We start from the raw sequence: 24,416 nt of genomic DNA on the forward strand, positions 1-24,416 counted from the left end.
GGTCAGGGTGTTGGCCGCCGAGGCCGCCGACGCGGGGATCGCGGCGAGCCCGGCGACGACCAGCGCGGTCGTGGCCGCGACGACCGAGGCGGTGACGACCGCCCGGCGGACTCCCCGCGTACCGGTGGGGATGGTTTCCGGCATGTCTTCCGTGTCTCCTTCGGGGGTTAAGGAAAACCTTTTCCCGAATCTACTGACGCGACTGCTTGGAAATCAACAGGCCGAGGCCGTCCTGAGAGAAAACGTTTTCCCTCGTTCGTGGAACTTTCGGTCCGGCCTCTGGCCGACTTCCGGCGGCCTGGGCCGGTGCGTGAACGTTTCCCCTAGATGACGGGCCGATACCTTCCGACACTTTTCCGAAACTATTGTTTCGTTCGTGTTGCCGTGTCAGCATGACGTGACATCGAAGCTCGTCGTTGAACTCGGAAACGCGGAGGAGCCATCGTGCCAACACGCAGATCTTTACGGGTACGTCCGCTGATCGTCGGCGCCGTTGCCGCCGTGGCGGCGTTCGGAGCGGTGCTGGTCATGCCGGACGCGAACGCCGCCGCCGGCACCCTCGGCGCGGCCGCCGCCCAGTCGGGCCGCTACTTCGGCACCGCGATCGCCGCGAGCCGGCTCGGCGACTCGACCTACGCCACGGTCGCCGCCCGCGAGTTCAACATGGTCACCGCCGAGAACGAGATGAAGCCGGACGCGACCGAACCGCAGCGCGGCCAGTTCTCCTTCAACTCCGGTGACCAGATCTACAACTGGGCGACCCAGCGCGGCCTCAAGGTGCGGGGCCACACCCTGGCGTGGCACGCCCAGCAGCCGGGCTGGATGCAGAGCCTCGGCGGCAGCGCCCTGCGCCAGGCCATGATCGACCACATCAACGGCGTGATGGCCCACTACCGCGGCAAGCTCGCCGCGTGGGACGTGGTCAACGAGGCCTTCGCCGAGAACGGCAGCCGCCGGTCGTCGAACCTGCAGTCCACCGGCAACGACTGGATCGAGGTGGCGTTCCGCACCGCGCGCGCCGCCGACCCGTCGGTCAAGCTCTGCTACAACGACTACAACATCGAGAACTGGACGTACGCCAAGACGCAGGGCGTCTACAACATGATCAAGGACTTCAAGTCCCGCGGCGTGCCGATCGACTGCGTGGGCCTGCAGACCCACTTCACCGGGGGCAGTTCGCTGCCGAGCAACTTCCAGACCACGCTGTCCAGCTTCGCCGCCCTGGGCGTCGACGTGGCGCTGACCGAAGTGGACGTCACCAACGCGTCGACCAGTCAGTACGCCGGCCTGACCCAGGCCTGCGTGAACGTGCCCCGCTGCATCGGCATCACCGTCTGGGGCGTCCGCGACGGCGACTCGTGGCGTTCCAGTGAGAGCCCGCTGCTGTTCGACAACGGCGGCAACAAGAAGGCCGCGTACACCTCGGTGCTGAACGCCCTGAACGCCGCCGGACCCGCCCCGACCACGTCACCGACGTCGCCCGGGGGCACCACCTCCCCGTCGCCTTCCACCCCGCCGAGCGGGACCGGGCGGATCGTCGGCGCCCAGTCCGGCCGGTGCCTCGACGTGCCGAACGCGTCGCAGAACAACGGCACCCGGGTCCAGCTCTACGACTGCAACGGTCAGGCCAACCAGGCGTGGGCGCTCTCGTCGAGCCGGCAGCTGACCGTCTACGGCAACGTGTGCCTGGACGCCGCCGGCGCCGGCAACGGCTCGGCCGTGCAGATCTACAGCTGCAACGGGCAGGCCAACCAGCAGTGGAACGTCAACTCCAACGGCACCATCACCGGCGTGCAGTCCGGCCGCTGCCTGGACGTCTGGGGCACCGGCAACGGTCAGCAGGTCCAGCTCTACGACTGCAACGGACAGGCGAACCAGCGCTTCACCCTCAGCTGACCTCCCGTGCCGATCCGCCGGCCGGCCCGCGACGCGAATCCCGCGCCGTGCGCCGGCCGGCCGCACGTTGCGCCGCACCGCACCGGCCGGGTGCGGAACCGGGCGACGACGCTCCAGCTGGGCCGACATCGTGGCCGGCGGCCGGGCGGGACTTCAGGCCGGCGGCCGGTTCCGCAGGTCACCGGTGGTGCAGGCGAGGACGGCGCGGCGGACGGCGGCGACCCGCGCGGCGGCGGCCGGCTCGTCGAGCCGGCGCAGACCGCGCAACAGCTCCCGCGCCTCGGCGGCCTCCGCGGCGGAGTTCCGGCCGGCCGGCTCGGGGTCGGTGCCGAGCAGCCAGGCCTCGGCGGCGGCCACGGTGGCGGTGTCCGGGCCGGGGGAGTCGTCGGGACAGGCGAACGGGAGTACGCCGAGATTGCGCAGCAGGTAGCCCTCGAGCCGGTCGAGATCCGACGCGTGGCCGTTCTCGTCGATCGTCAGCGGGATGAGCAGGGTGTCCGGGGACTGGTGGACGGGCCGGTCGGCAGCATCCAGATATTCCTGCGCCCGGCTCGGGCCGTCGGGCAGCCGGGCCAGCCTCGCGAGCGCCGCGCGGGCCGGGGGCGTCACCTCGGTCAGGACGCCGCTGTGCAGCCGGGCCACACAGACCGGCGGGCCGTCGCCCGTGCAGACCAGCTCGCGGGCGGCCGGATCGACCGGATCGCTGACGAAGGCCGATCCTCCGTGCAGGAGCAGCACCGCGGCGGCGGTGCCGAGCGCCGGCGGGATCAGCGCCCTGAGCCGGTCCCGGCGGCGGGTGGCGGCGAACAGCAGCGCGGCGCCGGCGGCCAGGCCGCTCAAGTACAGGATCTGGGCGATGCTGAACCGGCCGGGGAGGCTCGCGAAATCGGTGAGCCCGCCCAGGCCGGTGAAGGGGAACACCAGGCTGCTCAGCCACTGCGCGCGGCCGGCGAGCCACTGGGCGGCGAGCGGCGAGACCAGGGCCGCGATCGCGAGGCCCGGAGCGGTGGCGACGTAGGGCAGCACCCGGCCGATCAGCAGGCCGAACCAGGCGGCGGCGACCACCGCCAGCGCGCCCGCCGTCACCACCCCGGCGAACGCGCCGGTTCGCAGGTAGTGCGCCGTGCTGACGATCCGCAGCGCGGCCAGGGCGGTCGCGCCGACGTAGGCCAGGAACAGCGGGATGCCGTACGCCAGCAGCATCGGCACGACCTGCTGGGCGCGGGGTCGCGGGACGCCGGCGAAGAGTTCACCGACCCGCGCGCGGCGTTCCCGGCCGGCCTGCGCGGCGCCGGCCGCCATCGCGAGCCCGATCAGGAGGGGGAGGTACCACCGCTGGTCGAGGGCCAGGAGCATGTACCCGACAGGCCACCGCTCGCGGCCGCTGTAGAGCAGCCAGGTGCTGGTGACGAGCAGGGTGAGCGCGGCCCACCGGGCCCCCGAGCGGCGCAGCTCGGTCCGCAGGATGCGGCTCGTCGCCACCGGGCGCAGGTCGGACTGCTGCTTCACATCAGGAAGGACGTCACCGGAGCGGGCGAGGGTGCATGCCTGGCTATGGTCTGCGTCACACGTCGGCCCGGAGCGGGCGAGATTAATCGGTTGACTCCGTCGGTAACCACTGTAAACGATATGACGGTTACAGCCCGACTGTCCGCCCGAGGAGTTGCGATGACCGGCCGTACCGTCGAATCCCGCCTTTTCTGCGACGTCGCGCTGGCCCGGCGCATCGAGCGAGCCGAGGCGCAGTTCATCGGCGCCTGCGCCGAAGCCGCGGCCGGCCGCCGCGGTGACCGATCCGGTTTCAGCCGGCCGATCGCCGGTGGTGTCGCCGGCTACGCCGAGCCCGACTCACCGCTGAACAAGGTGGCCGGCCTGGGCTTCGCCGGAGCGCCCGACCTCACCGCACTCGACGCGGTGGAGCAGGCGTACGCCGCCCGGGGCGCGCCGGTCCAGGTCGAGCTGGCCGCCCTCGCCGATCCGGCGGTGCCGGCGCTGCTGGCCGGCCGGGGTTACCGGCTGCTGTCGTTCGAGAACGTTCTCGGCCGGGCCCTCGGCGACCCGGTCGAGCCGGTCGAGGCGCCCGGCGTCGACGTCCGGCCCAGCGGCGACGACGAGTTCGACACCTGGCTGGACGTCGTGGTCGAGGCGGCGCTGCACCCGGATGCGCAGGGTGTGCCCTGGCTCGAGGAGTTTCCCCGGGAGATGCTGGAGAACGCCGAGCGGGACGCGGCCGGGCTGGTCCGGCGTCACCTGGCGCGGCTGGACGGGGTGCCGGCCGGGGGCGGCGGCATGCGCCTCACCGACGGCATCGCCCAGCTCACCGGCGCCGGCACGGCACCCGCGTTCCGCCGCCGGGGCATCCAGAGCGCGCTGCTGTCGGCACGGCTCGCCGAGGCCACGGCGGCCGGCTGCGACCTCGCGGTGATCACCGTCCAGCCCGGGTCGAAGTCGCAGCAGAACGCGCAGCGCCGCGGCTTCGAGCTGCTCTACACCCGGGCCGTGCTGGCGCTGGAACCGAGCCCGCCGCGGGTTGCGCGGACGCGCGACGACGGCAGCGGCAACCGCTTCTGACCGCAACCGCGCGCCCGCGCCGGCCCAACTGCCGGATTCGCCTGCGCACGCGGGCAACCCCGGGCCAAGGTGTACGGATGGGGGTCGGCAGCCTGCCCCGGATCTGGTGGCGCCTGTTTGCCGTACCGCTGGCGGTCTGGCTGCTTCTGACCGCCTGCGGCACGGCCGGCCTGCTGTGGGCGCAGCATCGCAGCCGGGCCGCGGTGGCGGAACGTTTCGACATGCGGCTGGACCTGCTGCGGGACTTCGTCAGCAGCTACGTCGCCGATCTGATCGACCGCGAACGCGAGCAGGCCGAGACGTTCCTGGCCGATCCGGCGGTGGGGCAGCGCGACTTCGAACGATCGGTGGCCGGGTTCGGTTATCCGGCGGCGGTGCTGCTGGACGGTCGCGGCCGGCTCCTGCGCGCGGTGCCCGCCGACCCGACGCAGCTCGGCCGGGACCTGACCGGGCGGTACGCCCATCTGGACATCGCCGTACGGCAGGACCGGCCCGCGGTGTCGCCGGTGGTGTCGTCAGCCGTACGGGGTGAACCGGTGGTGGCCTTCGCGGTGCCGTACACCACCGATTCCGGGCGCCGCGTCTTCTCCGGTGCCGTCGCGATCACCCGCAGCCCGCTGACCGCCTACCTCTCCTCGGCCTGGACCTCGCCGGACATCAGGGTCCAACTGGTCGACACCGCCGGGGTGATCGCCGCGAGCAACCGGCCGGTGGACCGCTCGGCGCCGGCGCTGACCGCGGCCGACCAGCCGCTGGCGGCCGCCCTCGCCCGCGAGGACCACGGCCGCTACCAGGTCGACGGGCGATGGTGGCGGTACGCGTCGGTGGCGGTCCCCGGCGTACCGTGGCGGTTGTCGGCAACCGTTCCGGAGCAGGTGCTGTTCACCACGATCCGGGGCAACGAGATCGCCGGGCGGGTCGCGGTGGCCACCGCCTCCGGGGTCGGACTGCTGGTCGTCGTGGCGGCCGGCCGGGCCCGCCGGAGCCGTCGTGAGATGCAGGCCAGCGAGACCCGGTTCCGCAGGGTGTTCGACAACTCCCAGATCGGCATGTTCATCACCGACGCGGGCGGGTGGTTCGTCCGGGTCAACCCGGCTTTCGTGCGCATGCTGGGCCGGACACCCGACTCGCTCGCCGGGGCGCACTTCGCCGAGATCACCCATCCCGACGACGCGAAAGCGTGCATGGGGATGCTGTCCGACTGTGTGTCCGGTCGCATCGACCACTTCGAGACCGAGAAGCGCTACCGGCACGCCGACGGTTCGCTCGTCGAGGTGATCGTGACCAGCGCCCTGCTGCGCGACGCGACCGGCCGGCCGCAGTACTTCGCCACCCAGATCCTCGACGTGACCGAACGCCGCACCCTGGAACGGGCCCGGGCCCGCCAGCAGGTCGAGCTGTCCGAGCGGGCGGCCCAGTTGCAGCGGGCCAACGTGCAGATGGCGGACTTCATCGCGATGCTCTCGCACGACGTACGCCAGCCGCTGACAAGCGTCGTCGCCGGGGGCGAGCTGCTGCTCGAGGAATGGCCGGAGCTCTCCGACGACGCCCGCTCGGGATATGTGCGCAAGATGACCTCGGCCGGCCGGCGGGCCGAGCACCTGGTCGACGAGATCCTCACGCTCGCCCAGCTCGACGCCGGCGCCATCGTCGCGCACCCGGTGCGGCTCGACCTGTCGCACACCGTCCGGCAGGTGGTCGCCGCGATCGGCGGCACGTCCGGCCAGCTGATCACCGTGCTGGCACCGGATCAGAGCATGGCGCTCGCCGACCCGGCACATCTGCAGCTCATCTTCGGCAACCTGCTGGGCAACGCCCTGAAATACGGTGCCCCGCCGGTGGTCGTCACCGTCACCAACCGCCTGCACCAGGTCGACATCAAGATCACCGACCACGGCGAAGGCGTACCGGCGGTGTTCGTGCCGCACCTGTTCGACCGTTTCACCCGGGCCGAGACCGGGGTCGCGATCACCAAGCCCGGCACCGGTCTCGGCCTCTACCTGGTGCGTCAGCTCGCGGAGGCGGGCGGGATCGCCGTGGCGTACCAGCCGCATCACCCGCACGGCTCGACGTTCGTGCTCACCGTGCCCTGCCCGAGTCCGGCGGCCGCGGTGCCACGGCCGCAGGGCAGCGTCGCACCCACCCGGTGATCCGGTAGCGGTCGGCGCCCGGCTCGATTTCACTCGGCCGGGGTGGAGTGGCATCCCCGCCGGCCGCCGCCCAGCTGACAGGATCGGGCCTGTGAGGACGCCGACGACGCGCAGACTGCTGCTGCGTTCGTTGCCTGTCCTGCTTGTCGCCGTGCTGGCGATCGCCGGCCGCGCGCCGCAACAGATCTCGGAATCCGGCCCGGCCGCCGCGCACGCGCACGGCGCCGCCGACCCCGAACTGTCCGATGTGGTCGCCGAGCGACCGGTCGCTGCCGCCCCCGCGGACCGGACCGACGTGCTCGTCACGCAGCACACCGCCGGTGTCCGCGGTTCCCGCGGCCCGCCCGCCGCCGCGGCCTGATCTTCCGGCACGTCCCTGCCGCCGTCGCGGCGATCCTCGCCTGCCATCCGACATCTGGACGGAATCCCGCCATGAACCTCGTTTCCGAAATGCTGCTGGCCTCGCCGGCCCCGGCCGTCATCTGGGCGATCCTGATGCTGCTGACCTTCCCCGCCCTGTTGCTGCTGAGCAGCCCCGACGGCGAGAGCCGGCCCGGGCCGGTCGGCGGCCGCCGGCGCGACCGTGACCAGTTCGAACGGCCGCGGGACGAGGCCACCCGCGCCGCCCGGTACGCCGAGGAGGTGTACGTCGCCGCGGAACGTGCCCGGCTGGGCGCGCAGCGCTGGCAGCAGGTGCGCGACGAGCTGGAACTGGGCGTGGAAGAGGCCTGGCGGGCATGGCTCGACGCCGACACCCGGCTGCGGGTCGGGCTGACCGCCGCGGCGTGGGGCCGGCCGTGGTCGGTGCGCACGTGCGAGGAGTACGCGGCCCGCGAGCGGTTCCTGCACCGTACGGTCGCGGCCGCGGTGTCGCGGGGGGAGCTGCCCGCGGCGGCGATCGCGGACGCGGTGGCCGGTCGCGACTGGGACGCCCGGCTGCACCCGGTCGAGCAGGAACTGGTCGTCGCGCGGGCCGCGGCGGCGCACCTGCGCGAACGCTACGAGCAGGCGCTGGCGGCGCAGCAGACGGCGTGGCACGACGCCGACCTGGCCCGACGCAACGCCGACACCCTGCACCGCGAGGCCCTCCTGGCGGCCGAGCAGGCGGCCCAGCTGATCCACCGGCTGCCGGCGGCGCAGAAAGCACAGGTACGCACCAGCCCGCGCCCGGTCGTCACCGCCGCGGCGTAGAGATGCGCGGGCGCGGCCGCGAGATATAGGGTTTTCGATATCTTGTGGTCGGTGGCACCTTCCTGTTCTCCTACGGCCAGCCGTGAATCGGCCTTGACCTAGGAGCTCCCATGAGACTCAGAACGGTGACGGCAGGAACTGCCCTGGCTGTTTTCGTCGCGGCGACGGCGGCGCTCGGCGCCCTGCCCGCGGCGGCCTCGCCCGGTGCCACCCTGCTGGCCGCGCCGCCCACCGTCGATGTCGCCGCCGTCAACGCCCACCTTCAGCAACTGCAGAGCTTCGCCACCAGCAACGGCGGCAACCGGGCCACCGGCACGGCCGGGCACACCGCGACGACGACCTACCTGCAGCAGAAGTTGCAGGCGGCCGGCTTCACCGTCACCGTGCAGACCTGCACCACCTGCAACGGCTCGGCGAAGAACATCATCGCCGACTGGCCGGGCGGCGACACCGCCAACACCTACATGTTCGGCGCGCACTCCGACGGCGTCTCGGCCGGGCCGGGCATCAACGACGACGGATCCGGTACGGCCACGCTCCTCGAGGCCGCGCTCCGGCTGGCCGCGAGCAACCCGACGATGACCAACCACCTGCGGTTCGGCTGGTGGGCCGGCGAGGAACAGGGGCTGATCGGCTCCAAGTTCTACGTCAACTCACTGAGCACGGCGCAGAAGAGCGCGATCAAGGCGTACGGGACGTTCGACATGGTCGCCTCCACCAACGGCGGCTACTTCGTGACCGGCACCGACGCCGTCGCGGTGAAGCTGCGGGCGTACTTCACCTCGATCAACGTGCCCACCGAGACGTCGACCGAGTGCTGCAGCGACGACGGCTCGTTCCGCAACGCCGGCATCCCGTCGTCGATCAACTCCGCCGGGGCCAGCTACACCAAGACCAGCGCCCAGGTCACCAAGTGGGGCGGCACCGCCGGGCAAGCGTACGACTCCTGCTATCACAAGGCCTGCGACACCTATCCCTCGAACATCAACAGCACCGCGCTGGGCCGCTGGGCCAACGCCGAGGAGTACGCCCTCTGGACGCTGACCACCGGCACCTCGACCACCAACGACTTCTCGGTGTCGCTGAGCCCGAGCACGGGTGCGGTCACCCCGGGTTCTTCGGCCACCGCCACGGTGAACACCGCCACCACCGCCGGCAGCGCGCAGACCGTCACGCTGTCCGCCTCCGGTGCGCCGTCCGGTGTCTCGGTGAGCTTCAGCCCGGCGTCGGTCACCTCCGGCGGATCGTCGACGATGACCGTCGCGACCACCACGGCCGCCGCACCCGGCTCGTACACCATCACGGTGACCGGGACCGGCTCCGCGACCCGCAGCGCGTCGTTCACGCTCACCGTCAACGGCACCGGCGGCGGGTGCACCGGCGCCGGCCAGAAGCTCGGCAATCAGGGCTTCGAGAGCGGAACCACGCCGTGGACCGCCTCGAGCGGAGTCATCGGCGCGAACACCGGGGACGGGGCCCCGCGGACCGGCACCCGTGACGCGTGGCTCAACGGCTACGGCTCGACGCACACCGACACCCTGTCCCAGTCGGTGACCCTGCCGGCCGGATGCAGTTCGTACGCGCTGTCGTTCTACCTGAAGATCAGCACCGCCGAGACGACCACCACCAGCCAGTACGACAAACTGACCGTGCAGGTCGGCAGCACCACGCTGCAGGTGTTCTCCAACCTCGGCGCCGGCGGCTACACGCTGCGCTCGTACAACCTGGCCGCCTTCGCCGGGCAGACCGTCACCGTCAAGTTCACCGGGGTGGAGGACTCCGGCCTGAAGACCTCGTTCGTCATCGACGACACCGCCCTCACCGTCAGCTGACCGCATCCGGGCGATGCCGCCGGGGCCCGCCCCGGCGGCATCGGGCCGGTTTCAGCGGTCCGTCCGCCGGTCGGCCCGGTCCGGCTCGGACCTGGTGACCACCGCCTTCTCCCAGAAGCTGCGGACCACCGGCACCACCTCCGAGACCGCCGGGATGCCCGGCCCGGTCTCCCGCGCGCCGACGGTGAGCGCCGGCGCCGACCGCTCCAGCGACCCGGCCATCCGGTCGATGTCGGTCAGGATCGAGCTGGTGAGGACCAGCACCCCGGTGTCGTCGATCTGGGTGCGGACCTTGTGCAGCGTCTGCCGGCGGGCCTCGCGCAGACCGTCGAGCAGGTCCTCGAGGGTGTCGGCGTCCTCCGTGGGGTCGGCCGTCGGGTCGGTCTCCAGCGAGGCGTGCGCGGCGAACGCCTCGCCGGCGGCCTCGAGCAGTGGTCCGATGTGGTCCGGTACGCCGGGGTGATCGGGTGTCGCGGCGGCGTCGAACATCGACCGGGCCACCGAGTTGACCTGGTGCACCCCGTGCTCGAGGACGCGGAACGTATGGTGCACCGGGGCCACCTCCGCGATCGGGGTGGTCAGCGACCAGCGGGCCTGCCGGTCGAGGTCCTCGACCGCGTCGACCGCCTCGCCGAGGGTCTCGCCGAGTTCGCGCGACCGCGCCAGCCATTGCGTCGCCTGGTCCCGGCCGTAACCGCGGGCGGCCCCGGCGCCGAGGTCGCTGAGCAGGCGGGCGATCTCGGTGGACAGGTGCGCCAGTTTGTCGTGCGCCCGCTCCAGCGGTGTCATGCCACCGACCAGCGGCGACAGGATGATGCCGACCACGATGCCGAGCCCGGTGGCCCCGACCCGTTCCCAGACCTGGGCCTCGCTGACGGCGCTGCTGGCGACCAGGACGCCCAGCGAGGTGGCCGGCACGGTGACGGCGCCGTCGCCCAGGCGCAGCAGCCGGCCGACGACCAGCCCGGACCCGGCGATCACGGCGATCGACACCGGGCTCGCGCCGAACACCCGCCACACGCACACCGCGAAGCCGATCCCGGCGGTGGTGCCGACCATGCGCCGGATGCCCTCCCGTACCGAGGCGTGCGAACTGAGGTGCACCGACAGGATCGCGGAGATCGACGCGGTGATCGCCCCGACCAGGTGCAGGGTCGCGGCCGCGGACCAGGCGATGCCGGCGGCGATCGCGGCGACCAGGATGGAGCGCACGGTGGCGAGGTCGGCCCGCTCGTACCAGCGGCGGGCGACGCGGCGCAGCGCGTCCGGCAGATGCGGCCTTACCCGGTCGAGCGCGTTGCGGCAGGCGGCCTCGACCGCCGGTTTGACCTTGCGGCGCAGCAACGCCGCGACCAGCGCGCAGAGCATGAGGCTCGCGGCGACGATCGTGATCGGGTTCGCGGACTCGACGAGCGACTGGGGCAACGCTGCGGCTTCCTCTTCACGAGCGGTTGATCCGGTCGCGAGAAGTATCCTCAACGGCATCGGGCAAATGTCTTGAATACGAGAATTGTGACGGCGGTCGCGGCGGCCCCCACGACCGGTGGAGCTCCTACTCTCGGCTGATGCAGATCGCCGAGATTCGCCGCTATCCGGTCAAGTCGATGCTCGGTGAGGTGCTGAGCGCCGCCGAGGTCGACGCGCGGGGGATCGTCGGCGACCGGTGGTGGGCGGTGCGCGACCCGGACGGCAAGTTGGGCAGCGGGAAGAACACCCGTCGATTCCGCCGGATGCCGGGCCTGTTCGACCTGCGGGCGTACGCGGCGGAGCGCGCCCCGATCGTCGAGCTTCCGGACGGCCGGCGCTTCCCGGCCGACGACCCGGCGGGGCACCGTGCCGTCGGCGAAGTGCTCGCGAGGACCGTGACCCTCACCCCGGAAGGACATGTCGCGCACCACGACGAGGGCCCGGTCAGCCTGATCACCACCGCCGCCCTGCGCCGGTTGGGCGAGCTGACCGGTGCCGGACCGGACGGCACGAGCATCGACCCGCAGAGGTTCCGCGCCAACCTCCTGATCGATCTCCCCGGCCGCGGCTTCCCGGAGGAGAACTGGCCGGGCGATCTCCTGCGGGTCGGCCCCGAAGTCGTCCTGCGACCGGTCCGCCGGCTCACCCGCTGCGCGATGATCGACATGGCGCAGGGTCACGCGGCCGAGCGCAACGACCTCCGCAAAGCCCTTGCCGAGCACCACGACCTGGCCTTCGGCGTGTTCGCCTCGGTCGAGCAGCGCGGCCGAATCACTGTCGGAGACACGTGCTCCTGGGCTTGAGCGGCACGCGACGGGCGGGTCAGCCGGCGTAGGTCACGGCGACGTCGAGGATCCAGGTGACGCCGAACCGGTCGGTCAGCATCCCGAAACCCGGCGCCCACGGCGAGGGGCCGAACTTCTCGATGATCTCGGCGCCGTCGGAGAGCCGGTCCCAGAGGGCGCTCACCTCGTCGGCGGTCTCGCCGCGGACGGAGACGAAGAACCGTTCGCCGGTCCGGGTCATACCGTTCTCGCGGGTGGTGGCGCCGGCCGGTGCGGCGGCGGGCGACTGGCCGGGTACGTCGTACGCCATGATCGTGAAGCCGTTGTCGGCGGTGACCTGGCCGAAGACGATCTTGTCGGCGTCGGGCAGTTCCGCGGGCATGCCGAAGTCGCCGTAGGCGACGGCGGTGAGGTGGCCGCCGAAGACGGAGCGGTAGAACTCCAGTGCCGCGCGGGCGTCGCCCCGGAAGTTCAGATTCGTGCCGAAGACCTCCGCGCGACTGCTGGCCCTGCTGTCGCTGTTGCAGACCCGCCGGGACTGGTCGGGCCGGGTGCTGGCCGACCGCCTCGACGTCAGCCTGCGCACCGTGCGCCGCGACGTCGACCGGCTGCGCGAGATCGGCTATCCCATCGCCGCGGTCAAGGGGCCGGACGGCGGTTACCGGCTCGGCGCCGGCACCGAACTGCCCCCGCTGTTGTTCGACGACGACCAGGCCGTGGCTCTCACGGTCGCCCTGCAGATCGCGGCGACCACCTCGGACGGCGGTCTCGCCGAGGACGCCGAACGGGCGCTGAACACCCTCCGCCAGGTCATGCCCGCCCGGCTACGGCACCGCATCGGCGCCCTCGACGTCACCGCCGTCGAGCGGCCCACCACCCGGCCGGCCGAACCGGTCGACGGCACCGTGCTGCTGTCGCTGAGTGCCGCCGTGCGCGACCGCGTGGTCCTGCGCTTCGACTACGGCCCCGACCGCACGCAGCCGCCGCGCCGCGCCGAACCGCACCACGTGATCACCTGGGACGGGCGGTGGTATCTGGTCGCGTGGGACCTCGACCGCGACGACTGGCGCACCTTCCGTGTCGACCGGATGAGCCTGCGCACCCCCGACGGGCCGCGCTTCACCCCACGGCCGCTGCCCGGCACCGACCTCGCCGCGTACGTCACCGGCGTCTTCCGCGGCTCCGGGGACGCCTCGGGAACCTGGCCCTGCCAGGGCACGGTGCTCCTCGACCTGCCGGCCGAGACGGTGGCCCGCTACACCCGCGACGGTCTCGTCGAGCCGATCGGTGCCCACCGTTGCCGGCTCACGCTCGGGTCGTGGTACTGGCCCGGCCTCGCCGCCGCGATCGCCCGCTACGACGCCGACGTCGACGTGGTCGGACCGGACGAGCTGACCGAGGCCTTCGCGCATCTCGCCCGCCGGTTCGCCCGGACCGCGGCTCGTCGCCGGCGGTGAGCGCGCGGCGCCGGACCGACCTCGACCCGGCCCCATCGACCGGCACCGACGGGCGACACCCGCACGCCCGCGGCACAACCGGCCCCGGGCCGGGTCGTTGATGTCCTTGTGGATCTTCGTCTGGCAACCTCACCGCGCCCCGCTCGGCAGGCATCGACGGCTCGGCTGTGGGGGTTCGTGCTCGCGGTGCTGGCCGGCACCGCGGCGGCCCTGCTCGCCATGCCGGCGAGCTGGTCCGACTATGCGGCACGCGACGGCTCCGGGCTCGGGCCGGCCGAACTGACGCCGTACCCGCCGATGTTGCCGGTCCTGATCGTCGCGATCGCGGTAGCCGGGGTCGTCGGTGCCCTTCGCCCGGCGGCGGTGCGTGCCTCGGCCGTGCTGGCCGCCCTCGCCGCGCTGCAGGCCGGCGGCATCGCCCTGGTGGCGAGCCGCGACTGGCGGAACTACGCCGGGGCGGGCGGGGCCAGCCCCGGCCGCGCCGCCGCCGGATCCCTGCTGGCGGTGGGCCTGGTGGCGGTGGCCGTCGCCGCGGTCGGGGTGAGTGTGCTGCTCTATCGCACCGTCCACGGTTCACACCAGCCGCACAGACCACAGGTCGTCGGCGCCGCCATCGCCGGCGTGGCGATCGCCGTCCTCCTGCCGGTCCTGCTGTGCGCCCACTGGAACTACTCCGGTGCCACCGCCGCCGGCCAGTTCTTCCTCTGGTGGTCGCTGCCGTGGGGAGCCGGGATCGCCGCCGCCGGCACGGTGCGGGACGCCGCCGCCCGGCAGGCCGCGTTCCTCGGCGTGCTGGCCTCGGTGCTGCTGGCGCTGCTGTGCGTGGCCGCCCCGACCGTGCAGGGATTCGGCGTCCGCCTGCCCGGCTGAGGTGCCGCCGGCCGGGCGGGTTACGGCGCGACGTCGAGCCGCAGGTCCGGGGTGCGACCGGCGATGAACCGCATCCGCCACCGGTCCGGGAACATCGCGAGCAGGGCGTCATCGCGTACCCGAGTCATGACCTCGACGCTCGCCACGCCCCGCAGGATCTCCTGGCCGGCCGGGTCGGTGCGGGCCGCCACCTGGTAGGGCAGGTGGTCCAGTTGGGCGTGCACCCCGAACTCGGCCTCGAGCCGGTAGGTCGCCACCTCGAACTGCATCGGACCCACGGCGGCCAGCACCGGTGCCTGGTCGCCGCGCTGCTCGGAACGCAGCACCTGCACCACACCCTCGGCGTCGAGCTGTTCGATGCCGCGGCGGAACCGTTTGAAGGCCGACGTGTCGGAGGTGCGCACGACGGCGAAGTGCTCCGGCGGGAACGACGGCAGCGCCGGGTAGCGCACCGGGGCCCCGGCGTACAGCGTGTCGCCGATGCCCAGGGCGGTGGCGTTGACCAGGCCGACCACGTCGCCGGGGTAGGCCTCGTCGATGGTGTCGCGGCCCTGCCCGAAGATCTGCTGGGCGTACTTGGTGGTGAACGGCTTGCCGGTGCCGGCGTGGGTCACGACCATGCCGCGCTCGAAGCGGCCGGAGCAGATCCGCATGAACGCGACCTGATCCCGGTGAGCCCGGTTCATGTTCGCCTGGACCTTGAACACGAACCCGGAGAACTCGGCGTCGACCGGCTGATCCGCACCCTCGGCGGTGGGCCGGGCCGAGGGGGGCGGCGCCAGCTCCACCAGAAGATCCAGCAGCTGGCGTACGCCGAGGTTGGCGACCGCCGCCCCGAACAGCACCGGGGTGCTCGTCGCGGCCAGGAAGGTGGCCTGATCGTGGTCGGCGCCGGTCATCTCGAGCAGCTCGAGCTCCTCGGTCGCGGTGGCCCAGTCGGCGCCGTAGCGCTGCGCCGCCTCGTCCGCCCCCATCTCCTCCTCGATGGCCAGGTCGGCGCCGCCGGGGGAGCGCTGCATGCGGATGAAGACCCCGGTGCGCCTGTCGATCACCCCGTGGAACTGCCCGGCGATGCCGACCGGCCAGGTGAGCGGGGTGGGGCGCAGCCCGATCCGCTGTTCGATCTCGTCGAGCAGGGCGAGTGCGTCGTGGCCGGGCCGGTCCCACTTGTTGATGAACGTCATCACCGGGATGCCGCGCTGGCGGCACACCTCGAACAGTTTGAGCGTCTGCGGTTCCAGGCCCTTGGCCGCGTCCAGCAGCATGACCGCACTGTCCACCGCGGTCAGCACCCGGTAGGTGTCCTCGGAGAAGTCGGCGTGGCCGGGGGTGTCGAGCAGGTTGATCACGGTGTCGCGGTAGGAGAACTGCAACGCCGCCGAGGTGACCGAGATGCCACGCTGCTGCTCCATGGCCATCCAGTCGGACACCACGCCGCGCCGGTCGCCCTTGCCGTGCACCGCGCCGGCCTTGCCGATCACCCGTGCGTGCAGGGCCAGCGCCTCGGTCATCGTCGACTTACCGGCGTCCGGGTGCGAGATCACCGCGAACGTACGCCGCCGGGCCGCTTGCGCGGCAACCCCTGACGCCGGCGCCAGCACGTTCTGACTCACGATCCGCTCCCGGTTATCCGATGTACGACCAGCAGAACCGTATCCTCTCGCGTCCGGTCGCATGCCGGGCCGGTCCGTGACGGCGCTCACCGACGCCGTCCCGCCCGGGGCGGCGGGCGCTGATCATAGGAGCATGGATCTCGATATCGTGCCGGGCACGAGCGGCTTACGGCTCGACGACGTCGCCCACGTGCTGGTGCCCGGGCGGGGGCGGGACGGGTCCGGTTTCGGTCTGACCGCCGAGAGTCTCGATCGGCTGACCGTGGCCGGGCAGTTGTTCGAGCGGGTCGTCCGGCCGGCGGCGGGGCGGATCGTCTGCGCGGGATACAAATCGCCGGGGGACCGTACGGGCACCGAGTGGCGGTCCCCGGAGCCGCCGCACCGGGTGTTCCTCGGCATTCCCGAGGGTGAACTGATGCGGCGGGAGCTGGTGTCCCGGGGCCTGCCGCCGGAGGCGGTCCGGGCCGAGTGCGCGTCGGTGGAGACCGTGACGAACTTCCTGCGGGCCGAGAGCGGTGGCTATTTCGGCGATCGGCGCCCGGTCGCGATCGTGGCTCAGCCCGACCACCTCCGGCGGATCATGTCGGTCATCGCGCCGCGGACGTTACGCCGCCCCTACCTCGGCGTTCTCGTACCGCAGCGGCCGCCCCGGACCGAGCCCTGGGCGGCGACGCTGGCCAGCCGGCTCATCGCGGCCGTGCTGCCCGCCGATCCGCGACTCGCCACCGAACGCGCGACCACCCGCGCCGAGCTGATCTGGCGAATCGTGAACGCGACGGGCCGGCGCCGCTGACCGGTCAGAGGGTGGCCACGTCGACCCCCGCGAACACCGACGCGTACCGGATGTCCGACCAGGGGCCGCCGCCCTGCACCGAGATCGGGAAGCGGCCCTGCGCGGCCTGGGTGTCGAACTCGGTCTGGTACTGCGCGGAGGTCTGGTTGTGCCGGGCGACCCACGGGCCCACGCTGCCGCTGGTGAAGATCGCCGCGTACTGCAGGGCATCGGAGGCGTCGACCGCCGTCGGCCGCATCCCCTGGCTGGTGTACGTGTTGAACCAGGACTGGTAGCCGGCGGAGTCGCCCATCTCGTGCGCCCGCCACTGCACGTTCGCCGTGTTCGGCACGCAGGTCGCGGCGTAGGTACGGTCGGTGGCGCCGCCGTAGATCGCCAGCGAGGTGGGGATGCAGTTGTTGGTCCGCGCCCAGCTCATCAGGCCGGCCAGCGTCCCGGGGCTGGTGGACGGGCCGTCGACCAGGCCGTGCCGGGCCTGCCACGTGCCGGCCGGGCGCTTCTCGAAGATGGCGGCGAACACCGGGTCGGTCCGACTTCCGGTGGCGCTGACCCGTAGCGCGACGTACCCGGCTCCGCTCAGTTCGTTGAATTTCGCCTGGTAGCCGGCGGAATTCAGGCCGTGCACCGCGGCCCAGGCCGGCCCACCCCGCTGAACCCAGACGGCGGCGTAGAGCGGGTTGGACCGGGCCCCGTAGACGCTCACCGAGACCATCCGGTAACCCTGCTGGCTCAGGCTGTCGAAGCGCTGCTGGTGGGTCGCGCCGGACACGCCGTGGTAGGCGTTCACCGCGGCGGCGGCGGCCCGCGCCGGCGCGGACCCGAGAAGACCACCCGCGACCCCGGCGCCGGCGGTGAGGCCGGCGGCGGTCAGCAGGGCACGGCGGGAGAGTACGGAATCGAGTGTCATGGTGGCGCCTCCACGGCCCGGTGAGCGTCCCTGGCTGGACGCGGCACGCACGACCATGCCACAAATCACCCTTTTTCCGTTTTAAACACCCGGACCGTCGCCCGCCGGAGTTGATTCTTCACACCGGCGAGAAACTGGTGGCCTGCAGGCGCCACGCCTCCCGCTTGTCGATCCGGGTCCGGGCGTGGCAGACCGGGTTCTGGCACTCCAGCGTGTATTTCGTGCGCACCGGGAGCAGCGGGATGAAGAACAGGCTGAACTTCGTGACCTCACGGATGAGCAGCAGGGTGCCGGTCCGGCCGCAGGCGTGACAGATCGCCGCCACCCACCCGAGCGGGTAGGCCTTGGTGCGGAAACCGAAGATCAGTAGCACGCGTACTCCTTGGTCTCGTTCTCTTCCGCGTTTCTCTCCGGCCTTGAAGTGCCCCCTCCGGCGCGGCTCATGCCGGTGCGGCGCCGTCGCGCAGCGATCGGACCATGCTCCGCAGGATTCGGTACGCGTTCTCCTGCTCCGCCCCGGTCAGCCCGGCCAGCATCCTGACCTCGACGGAGCGGACCGCCGCGGACGCCGTCGCCAGGCTTCGCCGACCGTGTCCCGTGAGCCGGGTGGGCAGCACCTTCCCGACCGGCGCCGCGGTTGGCCGGACCACGAGACCCTCCCGTTCCAGGGCCTGGAGCAGCACGTTCATCGACTGCCTGGTCACGAACACGCCCCGGGCCAGCTCCGAGTTCGACAGGCCCGGCCGCTGGGCGAGCAGCTCGAGGCAGGCGTAGCGCGTCACGCTCATCCCGAGCGGCCGCAGCACCTCCTCCATCGCCGCGCGCAGTGCGCTCGAAGCCTCTTTCAGCAGGTAGCCGAGTGATTTCTCGAGATCGACGCCGGCTCCGTCTTGACTCATGTCAGGATTCTGACATAGCCTCCTTCATGTCAGTTAACTGACACAGAGAAAAGGAGCATCATCATGCCCGCCACCGGCCCCGACTTCATCTCGCTGCAGGCCCGCGACCTCGCCGCCTCCCAGGCCTTCTACGAGCGTTACCTCGGCCTCGTCCGCTCCCCGGCCGGCCCGCCGCACGCCGTGGTCTTCGAGACCAAGCCGATCGCCTTCGCCCTGCGCGACCTCGTTCCCGGCACCGACCTCACCTCGGTCCCGCAGCCGGGCATCGGCGCCGCGATCTGGCTGCACGCCACCGACGTCCAGAGCATCCACGACGCCCTCGCCGCCGACGGCCACCCCATCGTCTCGGCCCCCATCGACGGCCCGTTCGGCCGCACCTTCACCTTCGCCGACCCCGACGGCTACCAGATCACCCTCCACGACCGTGCCTGAGGTCGATGCCCAGCCTCGCTCTTGCCGTGCGTCCGGTGTTCCCGCCGGCCGCCGGCGACGCGCGCATCCACCCGGCCGTGCCCGGTGCTGACCTCACCCCTCCGATGGCAGCGTTCGTCGACCCCGGCGGCCGGACCACTGGGATCGCTACACCTCGACCAGCGCGCGTGCAGCACCGAGCCGCGCACGCCGCCACCGGGATCGAGATCGAGATCGGCGGACCCTGGTGAGACGCCCCCACCGAGGCACCACCGAGGCCCCCGCCCTAGGCGTCACCTTCTTGGGCGCCGTCGCCGCCTTCCACGCCCTCCGTGACACCGCCACCGACCGCACCGTTCGCGTCCGCACCCGCGTCACCCGGGCCTTGCCCTTCCGCCCCGACGCGTCCGCCCTCGGTCCTCGACGCGTCGCCCGCTGCCTTTGGCCCGTTGCCCTCGGCCCTTGGCCCTTGGCCCGTCGCGCCCGCCCTTGGTCTCGGCCCAGAGGCGTCGCACCCTGGTCTCGGCCCCGACGACGACACCGGCGGGCGAGTTATCGCTCCGTAGGCGCAAGCGCGCTCCCTCGCGCCCAGGCATGGCCAGTCGCCCGCATCCCCCCGCCTGAGCGCCCTCGACGTCCCTCCGGCCAGCGTGCCTGTGCCCGCCCATCAGCCGCCGAGTAATCGCAATGATATGCAATTTCGCAGTGCCCGCGCCAACGAATTTCTCAGCCATCGGGACGGACCGCCGAATGCGCCGCCCGTGCGAATTATGGCACGATATTTCACCGCCGCCGTTGTCGGTGAGCGCTCTCCTTGGCCCTGAGTAAATCTTGGGGATTGGCATGATCGAATATTTGCTTGGCCTATTCTTGGGGCGGGATAATTTTCGCATGCAGCACCAGCAGCTTTCGTTTTTCTCCCGTGCGGTGACGGTTGCCATGCGGGATCGGACGAGGGCGCGTAATTGGTCGCCGGCCAATGATGAGTTCCGTCGTGAGCATGCGCGTCATCGGCGGTGGGGGCTCGCTCGGCGGTACGGGTGGAAGCTCTGCCGGTCGCATGGTTGCTCGCGGGAGTGCGGCGAGTTGGGCTTGCATGATTCGGTCGAGGCCGTCCCACCGCTGATCTGGCCGGCCGAGGCCACCTTGACCCGCCGGCCGGACTCGTCCTCGGCTGCGGTCGAGCGTGCTCTGTCCTCCGATGTCTCGCAGTCAGATAGTTCACCGCAGCCGAATCGTGGGGCGGGTGTGGTCGCCCCGCTTCCGATCGCGAGCCAGGCAGACTCCCAGCTCCGAGGAGAAGCCGTCCCCCAGGCCACCCCGGCCTTCCGGCTCGGGGCGAGTTCACGGATAGAAGTGGCTGGTCAGACCACCCCCGCGCCCCAATCCGAGCCCGTGCTGTCGTCTGAGCCTGCGCCGTTGTCGGAGCCGGGGCCGTTGTTGGAGCCTGCGCTGTCGTCTGAGCCCGTGCCGTTGTCTGAGCCTGCGCTGTCGTGCGGGCCTGCGCAGCTGTCAGGCCGTGCGCGGTTGTTCGAGGTCGCTCGGTCGTCTGTGACGGCGCCGCCGTTCAGGTCCTGTCGGTCGGCTGAATCTGTGCGCCGGAATAAACCGGTTGGCACAGGGGGCGGCCTGCTGGGCGAGAGTGTCCGGAGGTGGGGCGGCCCCTCCGGACTGAAAACGGCCTGTGGACCGACGCGAGCCCGGATTCCGGGAGTGGGCTTCCGGGGTGAGGGAAGCCCGGGGGCCAGGAGGAGTCCACGGATCGAGGGGAGCCTGCAGAGCGGGAGGGCGCCTCCCGGCTTGAAGGGACCTGTAGCTCGGGCGAAGTCCGCAGCTCGGAAGGATGCCTCCGGACCGAGGAAGCCCGCAGGTCGAGACGGGCCCTTCCGGCTGGGAGAGGCCTGCAGTTCGGGCGGCGCCCGCCAGTGGGAGGGCGGCATTGGATCGAGCTGAGGCCGCTTGTAGGCAGGGCCCGCATGCAGGGATGGGGTCGCCGGACCGAGGAGGGTGCCTGCGAGCCGGGTGCCTGCGGGCCGGGTGCCTGCGGGTCGGCGGAGTGCGACGGATCGAGGGCGCAACGGGCCGGGGAGTGCGAAGTCTGGGGACGCGACGGGGCCGAGGGGACGCGACGGGCCGAGGGGACGCGACGGGCCGAGGGGACGCGACGGGCCGAGGGGACGCGACGGGCCGAGGGAAAGCGACGGGCCGAGGGTTGCAGGTCGGAGGCGTCTCACGGTCTAGGGGTACCGCCGGGGCGGGAGGGGGAGGGCCTGCGGGCCAGGAAGGGCGCGTGCCGCTGGGTGGCTGCGGAACCGCGACCGGAAGTGGCGAGGAGGGGGCGCGGATGGGGGCGGGGTGTGGGGACTGAGAGGGGCCTTGTGGTGGGGCGCGGTTCTGGGCGGTGAGTGGTCTGCATGGCGGCGGAGTCGAGGCGGGGTGAAATGAGTTGCCGGCCGGTGTGGATGCGCCGCGCCGTGCTTTGCTGTTATGGGAGACATTTGGATTGGCGATCCAGGTGGGGAAGGATTGGTTTGTGCGAGGCGCGCGGGGCACTGATGAGATTAGTTGCCGGATTGAATTGATTGTAGGAGGGGAGGGTGCTTTGTGCGCGGGAAAGGGGAAGGGAAAGGGTGCGTGATGGGGGGATGGATGATGGCTTTGAAAACGCGGGCGGGCATTTCTTGCCGGGCGTCGGGGCTGCTACTGGTGGAAGAAGGCGGCTAGGGCATCCAGGACGGCGCCGAATGTTCCGCGGGGGCGGCGGCGGGGGGTGCGGCTGTGGCTGCCTCGGCGGGCGCGGAGGTCGGACGGTCGTACCAGGCGTTCGAGTTCTGCTGTCGAAGTCATGGGTGTCAACCTATGAACCGGGTGCTGGCGGGCGCGTGAGTGGCCGTACTCAATCGGGGCCGTGCGCGGCTCCAGGCGCAAGATGATCGGTCGCCTATATAACGCTTGGCGTTATATATCGACTGAGGTAGCATCCGCGCTGTGACCACCCCCATCGAGCGGCGCTACCGGCGGCTGCTGCTGGCCTACCCGCGCTACTACCGCGAGCACCGCGGCGCCGAGATTCTGACGACGGTGCTGGAGATGGCCGAGGACGGTCACCGGCCCGGCCCGCACCTGGTCCTCGCCGGGCTGCGGCAGCGCTTCAAACTGCCCGCCCGGAGCCCGCTGGCCTGGGTGGCGGCGCTGCTCGCCGCTGCCGTGCTGGGTGGGTTCGGCGCCGCCGCCGGCACCTGGATCGCCTGGCGGACCGCCGCCGCGGTCCCGTCCGACCAGCAGGTGCAGGCCCTCAACGCCGCCCTGACCGGGATGCCCGGCGAGGCCCCGCTCTTCCCCGAGACGTCGGGGCAGCAGGGTCCGAGCGTCCTGGTGCTCACCGACGGCGCCCGGGAATGGTCGGCCGCCCGGGTCCGCGACGCGCTCACCGGTGCCGGGTGGCGGATCGCGTCGTTTCGGGAGAGCGAAGCCCGCACCCAGCCCCGAGAGGACACGAATGCCAGCTTCCCGACCACGTTCGGTTACTGGGCGGCGACCAGCGGCGGGCTGAGGATGAACGGTAGCGCCGAGGTCATCGCCGGCAAACCGTTCGAAGACGGGGGCTATTACGCCGCCACCTATCGCCTCACGGTGTGGCCGGTCGAGCCCGCCGTGCTGCGGCCGCTGACCGTCGCCGGGATCGTCGCCGGTCTGCTCGCCGGTTGGCTGCTGGTGGCCGCGCTCGCCCGCCGCCGGCTCGCGACGGCCCTGGCCGCGGTCGGTCTCGCCGTCGCCACGGCGCCCGCCTACCGGTTCTACCGCGAGGCGCACGACGTGCTGGTGTACGAGCGCGGGGCGCCCTACCCGGTCACCGTGGACGGCTCGCACGGCGGGACGCTGACGCTGATCTGCACGGTCGCCGGCGTGCTGGCCGTCGTCGCCGCGGTGCTCGCGGCGCGGGACCGACAGGCGTTGCAGCCCGGCTGGCCCGGCCCGGTCGGCCCAGGTCAGCTCAGGCCAGGCGGGTCAGGCCGGCCTGGTGGAGCCTGACGACTGGGGGAGGGCTGCCTCGCGCTTGACCGGGTAGCTGTCGCGCAGGTCGGCCGGGGTGGTGGCCCGGTCGAAGTGCCAGCCCTGGCCGAGGTGGACGCCGGCGTGGGCCAGGGTGGCGGCGTCGGCCGCGGTTTCGACGCCCTCGGCGACGACGGTGGCGCCGACGGCGCCGGCGAGGTCGGTCAGGGCCCGGACGACCACGGAGAGTACGTGGTCGCCGGCGACCCCACTGACGATGCTGCGGTCGAGTTTGATGACGTCGGGTGCGGTCGCGACGATGTGCCGCAGTGACGAGAAGCCCGCGCCGACGTCGTCGATGGCCAGGCGCATGCCGCGGGCTCGCAGCGGGGCCAGCACGCCGCGGAGGTGGTCGTAGTCGTGGATCGGATCGTGCTCGGACAGTTCGAGCACGATCCGCTCGAGCGGCAGGCGTTCCAGGAACCGCCGGCCCTCGGCGGTGAACAGGGTGGCCGGCGAGATGTTCATGGCGATGTAACCGGACACCGCGCTCAGATGGGTGGCGGCCCGGTGCAGGGCCGCTATCTCCAGGCTCTCGCGCTCGTCGATGGCCTCGGCGTCGGCGAAGCACTCGTCCGGGGGTCGGTGCCACTCCTGCGGGAACCGGCTGAGCGCCTCGGCGCCCACCCGCCGGCCGGTGGCCAGGTCGACGATCGGCTGCAGCAGCACCATCGGGCCGCCGCGCCGCATCAGCGGGCGGAGCCGGGCCTCGATCTCGGCGTTGCGGCGCCGCTGCCGGACGTCCGGCTCCATGATCATCGCCGCGGCCTGGGCGAGGACCTGCATCAGTGCCCGGTCACGTTCGGTCAGTCGGGGGTCGGCGGTGAGGCCGGCGCCGCAGAACGTTCCGTAGACGGTGCCGTCACTGAGTTGCACCGGCACCGAGATGAAGCTGCGGATTCCCAGCTCGGCGCCGGGAAGGCGGAGCGCGGCCGGGAACTCGGCGACGTCCGGGATGACCGCCGGCAGCACCCCGTCGATGATTGCCTGGCAGAACGAGGTCTCCTGCGGCTGCGTCATGCCGTCCGGCAACGGCAGCTCGGACTCGATCACCTCGAGGTGCTGCACCGTGCCGTCCATCCGGCTCAGGAACGCCAGATCCAGCCCGAGTGAACGCCGGGCGGTCCGTAGGAGCTCCGCTACCTGTTGCTCCGCCTGGCCACGCTCGGGCATGTGTCTCCTCGCTGCTCGCTTCTGCGGCCGTCCTATCGGCGGCGGAACCGATCGGCTGAGCGATTAGCACGACCCCGGAACAGCGCGGGGCCACAGCGGCGTACCGCTGTGGCCCCGCGCCCGGAGATCCTTGCTCAGGACTTGAAAGCGTCCTTGATGTTCTCGCCGGCCTGCTTGAGCTTCGAACCGCCCTGGTCGGCCTTGCCCTCGGCCTCGAGGCTCTTGTCGTCGGTGGCCTTGCCGACGCCTTCTTTGACCTTGCCGCCGATTTCCTCGGCCTTGTTGTCGACCTTGTCATCGAAAGCCATGGCGCACCTCCACGTCGTTGTGCCTACCGCCCCTCTCTAC

At 71.9% G+C, this 24,416-nt stretch carries 22 protein-coding genes; 12 read left to right on the forward strand and 10 right to left on the reverse strand.

The genetic code is table 11. From position 1 onward, the window contains the following. Positions 1–501: 501 nt before the first annotated feature. Positions 502–1,896, forward strand: a complete 1,395-nt coding sequence (locus Afe05nite_RS41635; RefSeq protein ID WP_239118613.1) for an endo-1,4-beta-xylanase — start codon at positions 502–504, stop codon at positions 1,894–1,896. A gap of 153 nt (positions 1,897–2,049) precedes the next feature. On the opposite strand, the gene Afe05nite_RS41640 is transcribed toward Afe05nite_RS41635, so the two are convergent. Next, positions 2,050–3,405 (reverse strand): hypothetical protein, encoded by a 1,356-nt coding sequence (locus Afe05nite_RS41640; protein ID WP_203822876.1) that lies wholly within the window; start codon positions 3,403–3,405, stop codon positions 2,050–2,052. A gap of 159 nt (positions 3,406–3,564) precedes the next feature. Here Afe05nite_RS41640 and Afe05nite_RS41645 point away from each other — a divergent pair, with 159 nt between their 5' ends. From Afe05nite_RS41645 to Afe05nite_RS41665, 5 genes are all read left to right on the forward strand, one after another. Further along, positions 3,565–4,467, forward strand: coding sequence for a GNAT family N-acetyltransferase (locus Afe05nite_RS41645; RefSeq protein WP_203822877.1), 903 nt, complete (start codon positions 3,565–3,567; stop codon positions 4,465–4,467). Positions 4,468–4,544: 77 nt separating this feature from the next. After that, entirely contained in the window at positions 4,545–6,617 is a 2,073-nt protein-coding gene (locus tag Afe05nite_RS41650) for a sensor histidine kinase (protein WP_203822878.1), read from the forward strand. 91 nt (positions 6,618–6,708) lie between these two features. Further along, complete coding sequence (locus tag Afe05nite_RS41655; RefSeq protein WP_203822879.1) at positions 6,709–6,978, forward strand: hypothetical protein; 270 nt, start codon at positions 6,709–6,711, stop codon at positions 6,976–6,978. A 71-nt stretch (positions 6,979–7,049) separates the two neighbouring features. Then, the gene (locus Afe05nite_RS41660; protein WP_203822880.1) at positions 7,050–7,808 is read left to right on the forward strand and encodes a hypothetical protein; all 759 of its coding nucleotides are present in this window, start codon (positions 7,050–7,052) and stop codon (positions 7,806–7,808) included. A 110-nt stretch (positions 7,809–7,918) separates the two neighbouring features. Further along, positions 7,919–9,640 (forward strand): M28 family peptidase, encoded by a 1,722-nt coding sequence (locus tag Afe05nite_RS41665; RefSeq protein WP_203822881.1) that lies wholly within the window; start codon positions 7,919–7,921, stop codon positions 9,638–9,640. A 51-nt stretch (positions 9,641–9,691) separates the two neighbouring features. Here the strand turns inward: Afe05nite_RS41665 and Afe05nite_RS41670 are convergent, their stop codons facing one another. Beyond that, the gene (locus tag Afe05nite_RS41670; protein WP_239118614.1) at positions 9,692–11,065 is read right to left on the reverse strand and encodes an FUSC family protein; all 1,374 of its coding nucleotides are present in this window, start codon (positions 11,063–11,065) and stop codon (positions 9,692–9,694) included. Between the two features lie 140 nt (positions 11,066–11,205). Here Afe05nite_RS41670 and Afe05nite_RS41675 point away from each other — a divergent pair, with 140 nt between their 5' ends. Then, positions 11,206–11,910 carry an MOSC domain-containing protein gene (locus tag Afe05nite_RS41675; protein ID WP_203822883.1) on the forward strand — a complete coding sequence of 235 codons (705 nt, stop codon included), beginning with the start codon at positions 11,206–11,208 and terminating at the stop codon, positions 11,908–11,910. Positions 11,911–11,929: 19 nt separating this feature from the next. Here the strand turns inward: Afe05nite_RS41675 and Afe05nite_RS41680 are convergent, their stop codons facing one another. Further along, positions 11,930–12,478, reverse strand: coding sequence for a VOC family protein (locus tag Afe05nite_RS41680; RefSeq protein WP_239118615.1), 549 nt, complete (start codon positions 12,476–12,478; stop codon positions 11,930–11,932). Between Afe05nite_RS41680 and Afe05nite_RS41685 the strand changes: the two genes are divergently transcribed. Continuing rightward, complete coding sequence (locus tag Afe05nite_RS41685; RefSeq protein WP_203822884.1) at positions 12,372–13,349, forward strand: helix-turn-helix transcriptional regulator; 978 nt, start codon at positions 12,372–12,374, stop codon at positions 13,347–13,349. The genes Afe05nite_RS41680 and Afe05nite_RS41685 overlap by 107 nt on opposite strands. 108 nt (positions 13,350–13,457) lie before the next feature. Then, positions 13,458–14,219 (forward strand): hypothetical protein, encoded by a 762-nt coding sequence (locus tag Afe05nite_RS41690; protein WP_203822885.1) that lies wholly within the window; start codon positions 13,458–13,460, stop codon positions 14,217–14,219. Between the two features lie 20 nt (positions 14,220–14,239). On the opposite strand, the gene Afe05nite_RS41695 is transcribed toward Afe05nite_RS41690, so the two are convergent. Continuing rightward, positions 14,240–15,832, reverse strand: a complete 1,593-nt coding sequence (locus Afe05nite_RS41695) for a peptide chain release factor 3 (protein ID WP_203822886.1) — start codon at positions 15,830–15,832, stop codon at positions 14,240–14,242. 133 nt (positions 15,833–15,965) lie between these two features. On the opposite strand from Afe05nite_RS41695, the gene Afe05nite_RS41700 reads away from it, so the two are divergent. Beyond that, the gene (locus tag Afe05nite_RS41700; RefSeq protein WP_203822887.1) at positions 15,966–16,625 is read left to right on the forward strand and encodes an ElyC/SanA/YdcF family protein; all 660 of its coding nucleotides are present in this window, start codon (positions 15,966–15,968) and stop codon (positions 16,623–16,625) included. A 4-nt stretch (positions 16,626–16,629) separates the two neighbouring features. Here the strand turns inward: Afe05nite_RS41700 and Afe05nite_RS41705 are convergent, their stop codons facing one another. The 3 genes from Afe05nite_RS41705 to Afe05nite_RS41715 form a co-directional block, all read right to left on the reverse strand. Then, positions 16,630–17,532, reverse strand: a complete 903-nt coding sequence (locus Afe05nite_RS41705) for a hypothetical protein (RefSeq protein ID WP_203822888.1) — start codon at positions 17,530–17,532, stop codon at positions 16,630–16,632. Between the two features lie 118 nt (positions 17,533–17,650). After that, complete coding sequence (locus Afe05nite_RS41710; protein ID WP_203822889.1) at positions 17,651–17,905, reverse strand: zinc ribbon domain-containing protein; 255 nt, start codon at positions 17,903–17,905, stop codon at positions 17,651–17,653. A 67-nt stretch (positions 17,906–17,972) separates the two neighbouring features. Continuing rightward, the gene (locus Afe05nite_RS41715) at positions 17,973–18,431 is read right to left on the reverse strand and encodes a MarR family winged helix-turn-helix transcriptional regulator (RefSeq protein WP_203822890.1); all 459 of its coding nucleotides are present in this window, start codon (positions 18,429–18,431) and stop codon (positions 17,973–17,975) included. Positions 18,432–18,494: 63 nt separating this feature from the next. Here Afe05nite_RS41715 and Afe05nite_RS41720 point away from each other — a divergent pair, with 63 nt between their 5' ends. Continuing rightward, positions 18,495–18,863, forward strand: a complete 369-nt coding sequence (locus tag Afe05nite_RS41720) for a VOC family protein (RefSeq protein ID WP_203822891.1) — start codon at positions 18,495–18,497, stop codon at positions 18,861–18,863. Between the two features lie 2,679 nt (positions 18,864–21,542). On the opposite strand, the gene Afe05nite_RS41725 is transcribed toward Afe05nite_RS41720, so the two are convergent. Beyond that, positions 21,543–21,689: a hypothetical protein gene (locus Afe05nite_RS41725; RefSeq protein ID WP_203822892.1), complete on the reverse strand. Its 147-nt coding sequence runs from the start codon at positions 21,687–21,689 to the stop codon at positions 21,543–21,545. 141 nt (positions 21,690–21,830) lie between these two features. Between Afe05nite_RS41725 and Afe05nite_RS41730 the strand changes: the two genes are divergently transcribed. After that, a complete protein-coding gene (locus Afe05nite_RS41730; RefSeq protein WP_203822893.1) occupies positions 21,831–22,874 on the forward strand; it encodes a hypothetical protein in 1,044 nt (347 codons plus the stop codon). On the opposite strand, the gene Afe05nite_RS41735 is transcribed toward Afe05nite_RS41730, so the two are convergent. Both Afe05nite_RS41735 and Afe05nite_RS41740 read right to left on the reverse strand, forming a co-directional pair. Continuing rightward, the gene (locus Afe05nite_RS41735) at positions 22,851–24,068 is read right to left on the reverse strand and encodes a sensor domain-containing phosphodiesterase (protein ID WP_203822894.1); all 1,218 of its coding nucleotides are present in this window, start codon (positions 24,066–24,068) and stop codon (positions 22,851–22,853) included. The two genes, Afe05nite_RS41730 and Afe05nite_RS41735, sit on opposite strands and share 24 nt — an antisense overlap. Before the next feature lie 134 nt (positions 24,069–24,202). Continuing rightward, positions 24,203–24,376, reverse strand: coding sequence for a CsbD family protein (locus Afe05nite_RS41740; protein WP_203822895.1), 174 nt, complete (start codon positions 24,374–24,376; stop codon positions 24,203–24,205). Positions 24,377–24,416: the final 40 nt, after the last annotated feature.

It is taken from the genome of Paractinoplanes ferrugineus, from assembly GCF_016862195.1.
Classification (GTDB): Bacteria; Actinomycetota; Actinomycetes; order Mycobacteriales; family Micromonosporaceae; genus Actinoplanes; species Actinoplanes ferrugineus.

What these genes read in the sequence shown, in the direction of transcription:
- Afe05nite_RS41715 (WP_203822890.1), bottom strand. Translation starts at nt 18,431, where the DNA reads ATGAGTCAAGACGGAGCCGGCGTCGATCTCGAGAAATCACTCGGCTAC.
- Afe05nite_RS41705 (WP_203822888.1), bottom strand. Translation starts at nt 17,532, where the DNA reads ATGACACTCGATTCCGTACTCTCCCGCCGTGCCCTGCTGACCGCCGCC.
- Afe05nite_RS41700 (WP_203822887.1), top strand. Translation starts at nt 15,966, where the DNA reads ATGGATCTCGATATCGTGCCGGGCACGAGCGGCTTACGGCTCGACGAC.
- Afe05nite_RS41720 (WP_203822891.1), top strand. Translation starts at nt 18,495, where the DNA reads ATGCCCGCCACCGGCCCCGACTTCATCTCGCTGCAGGCCCGCGACCTC.
- Afe05nite_RS41725 (WP_203822892.1), bottom strand. Translation starts at nt 21,689, where the DNA reads ATGACTTCGACAGCAGAACTCGAACGCCTGGTACGACCGTCCGACCTC.
- Afe05nite_RS41645 (WP_203822877.1), top strand. Translation starts at nt 3,565, where the DNA reads ATGACCGGCCGTACCGTCGAATCCCGCCTTTTCTGCGACGTCGCGCTG.
- Afe05nite_RS41660 (WP_203822880.1), top strand. Translation starts at nt 7,050, where the DNA reads ATGAACCTCGTTTCCGAAATGCTGCTGGCCTCGCCGGCCCCGGCCGTC.
- Afe05nite_RS41740 (WP_203822895.1), bottom strand. Translation starts at nt 24,376, where the DNA reads ATGGCTTTCGATGACAAGGTCGACAACAAGGCCGAGGAAATCGGCGGC.
- Afe05nite_RS41735 (WP_203822894.1), bottom strand. Translation starts at nt 24,068, where the DNA reads ATGCCCGAGCGTGGCCAGGCGGAGCAACAGGTAGCGGAGCTCCTACGG.
- Afe05nite_RS41650 (WP_203822878.1), top strand. Translation starts at nt 4,545, where the DNA reads ATGGGGGTCGGCAGCCTGCCCCGGATCTGGTGGCGCCTGTTTGCCGTA.
- Afe05nite_RS41665 (WP_203822881.1), top strand. Translation starts at nt 7,919, where the DNA reads ATGAGACTCAGAACGGTGACGGCAGGAACTGCCCTGGCTGTTTTCGTC.
- Afe05nite_RS41675 (WP_203822883.1), top strand. Translation starts at nt 11,206, where the DNA reads ATGCAGATCGCCGAGATTCGCCGCTATCCGGTCAAGTCGATGCTCGGT.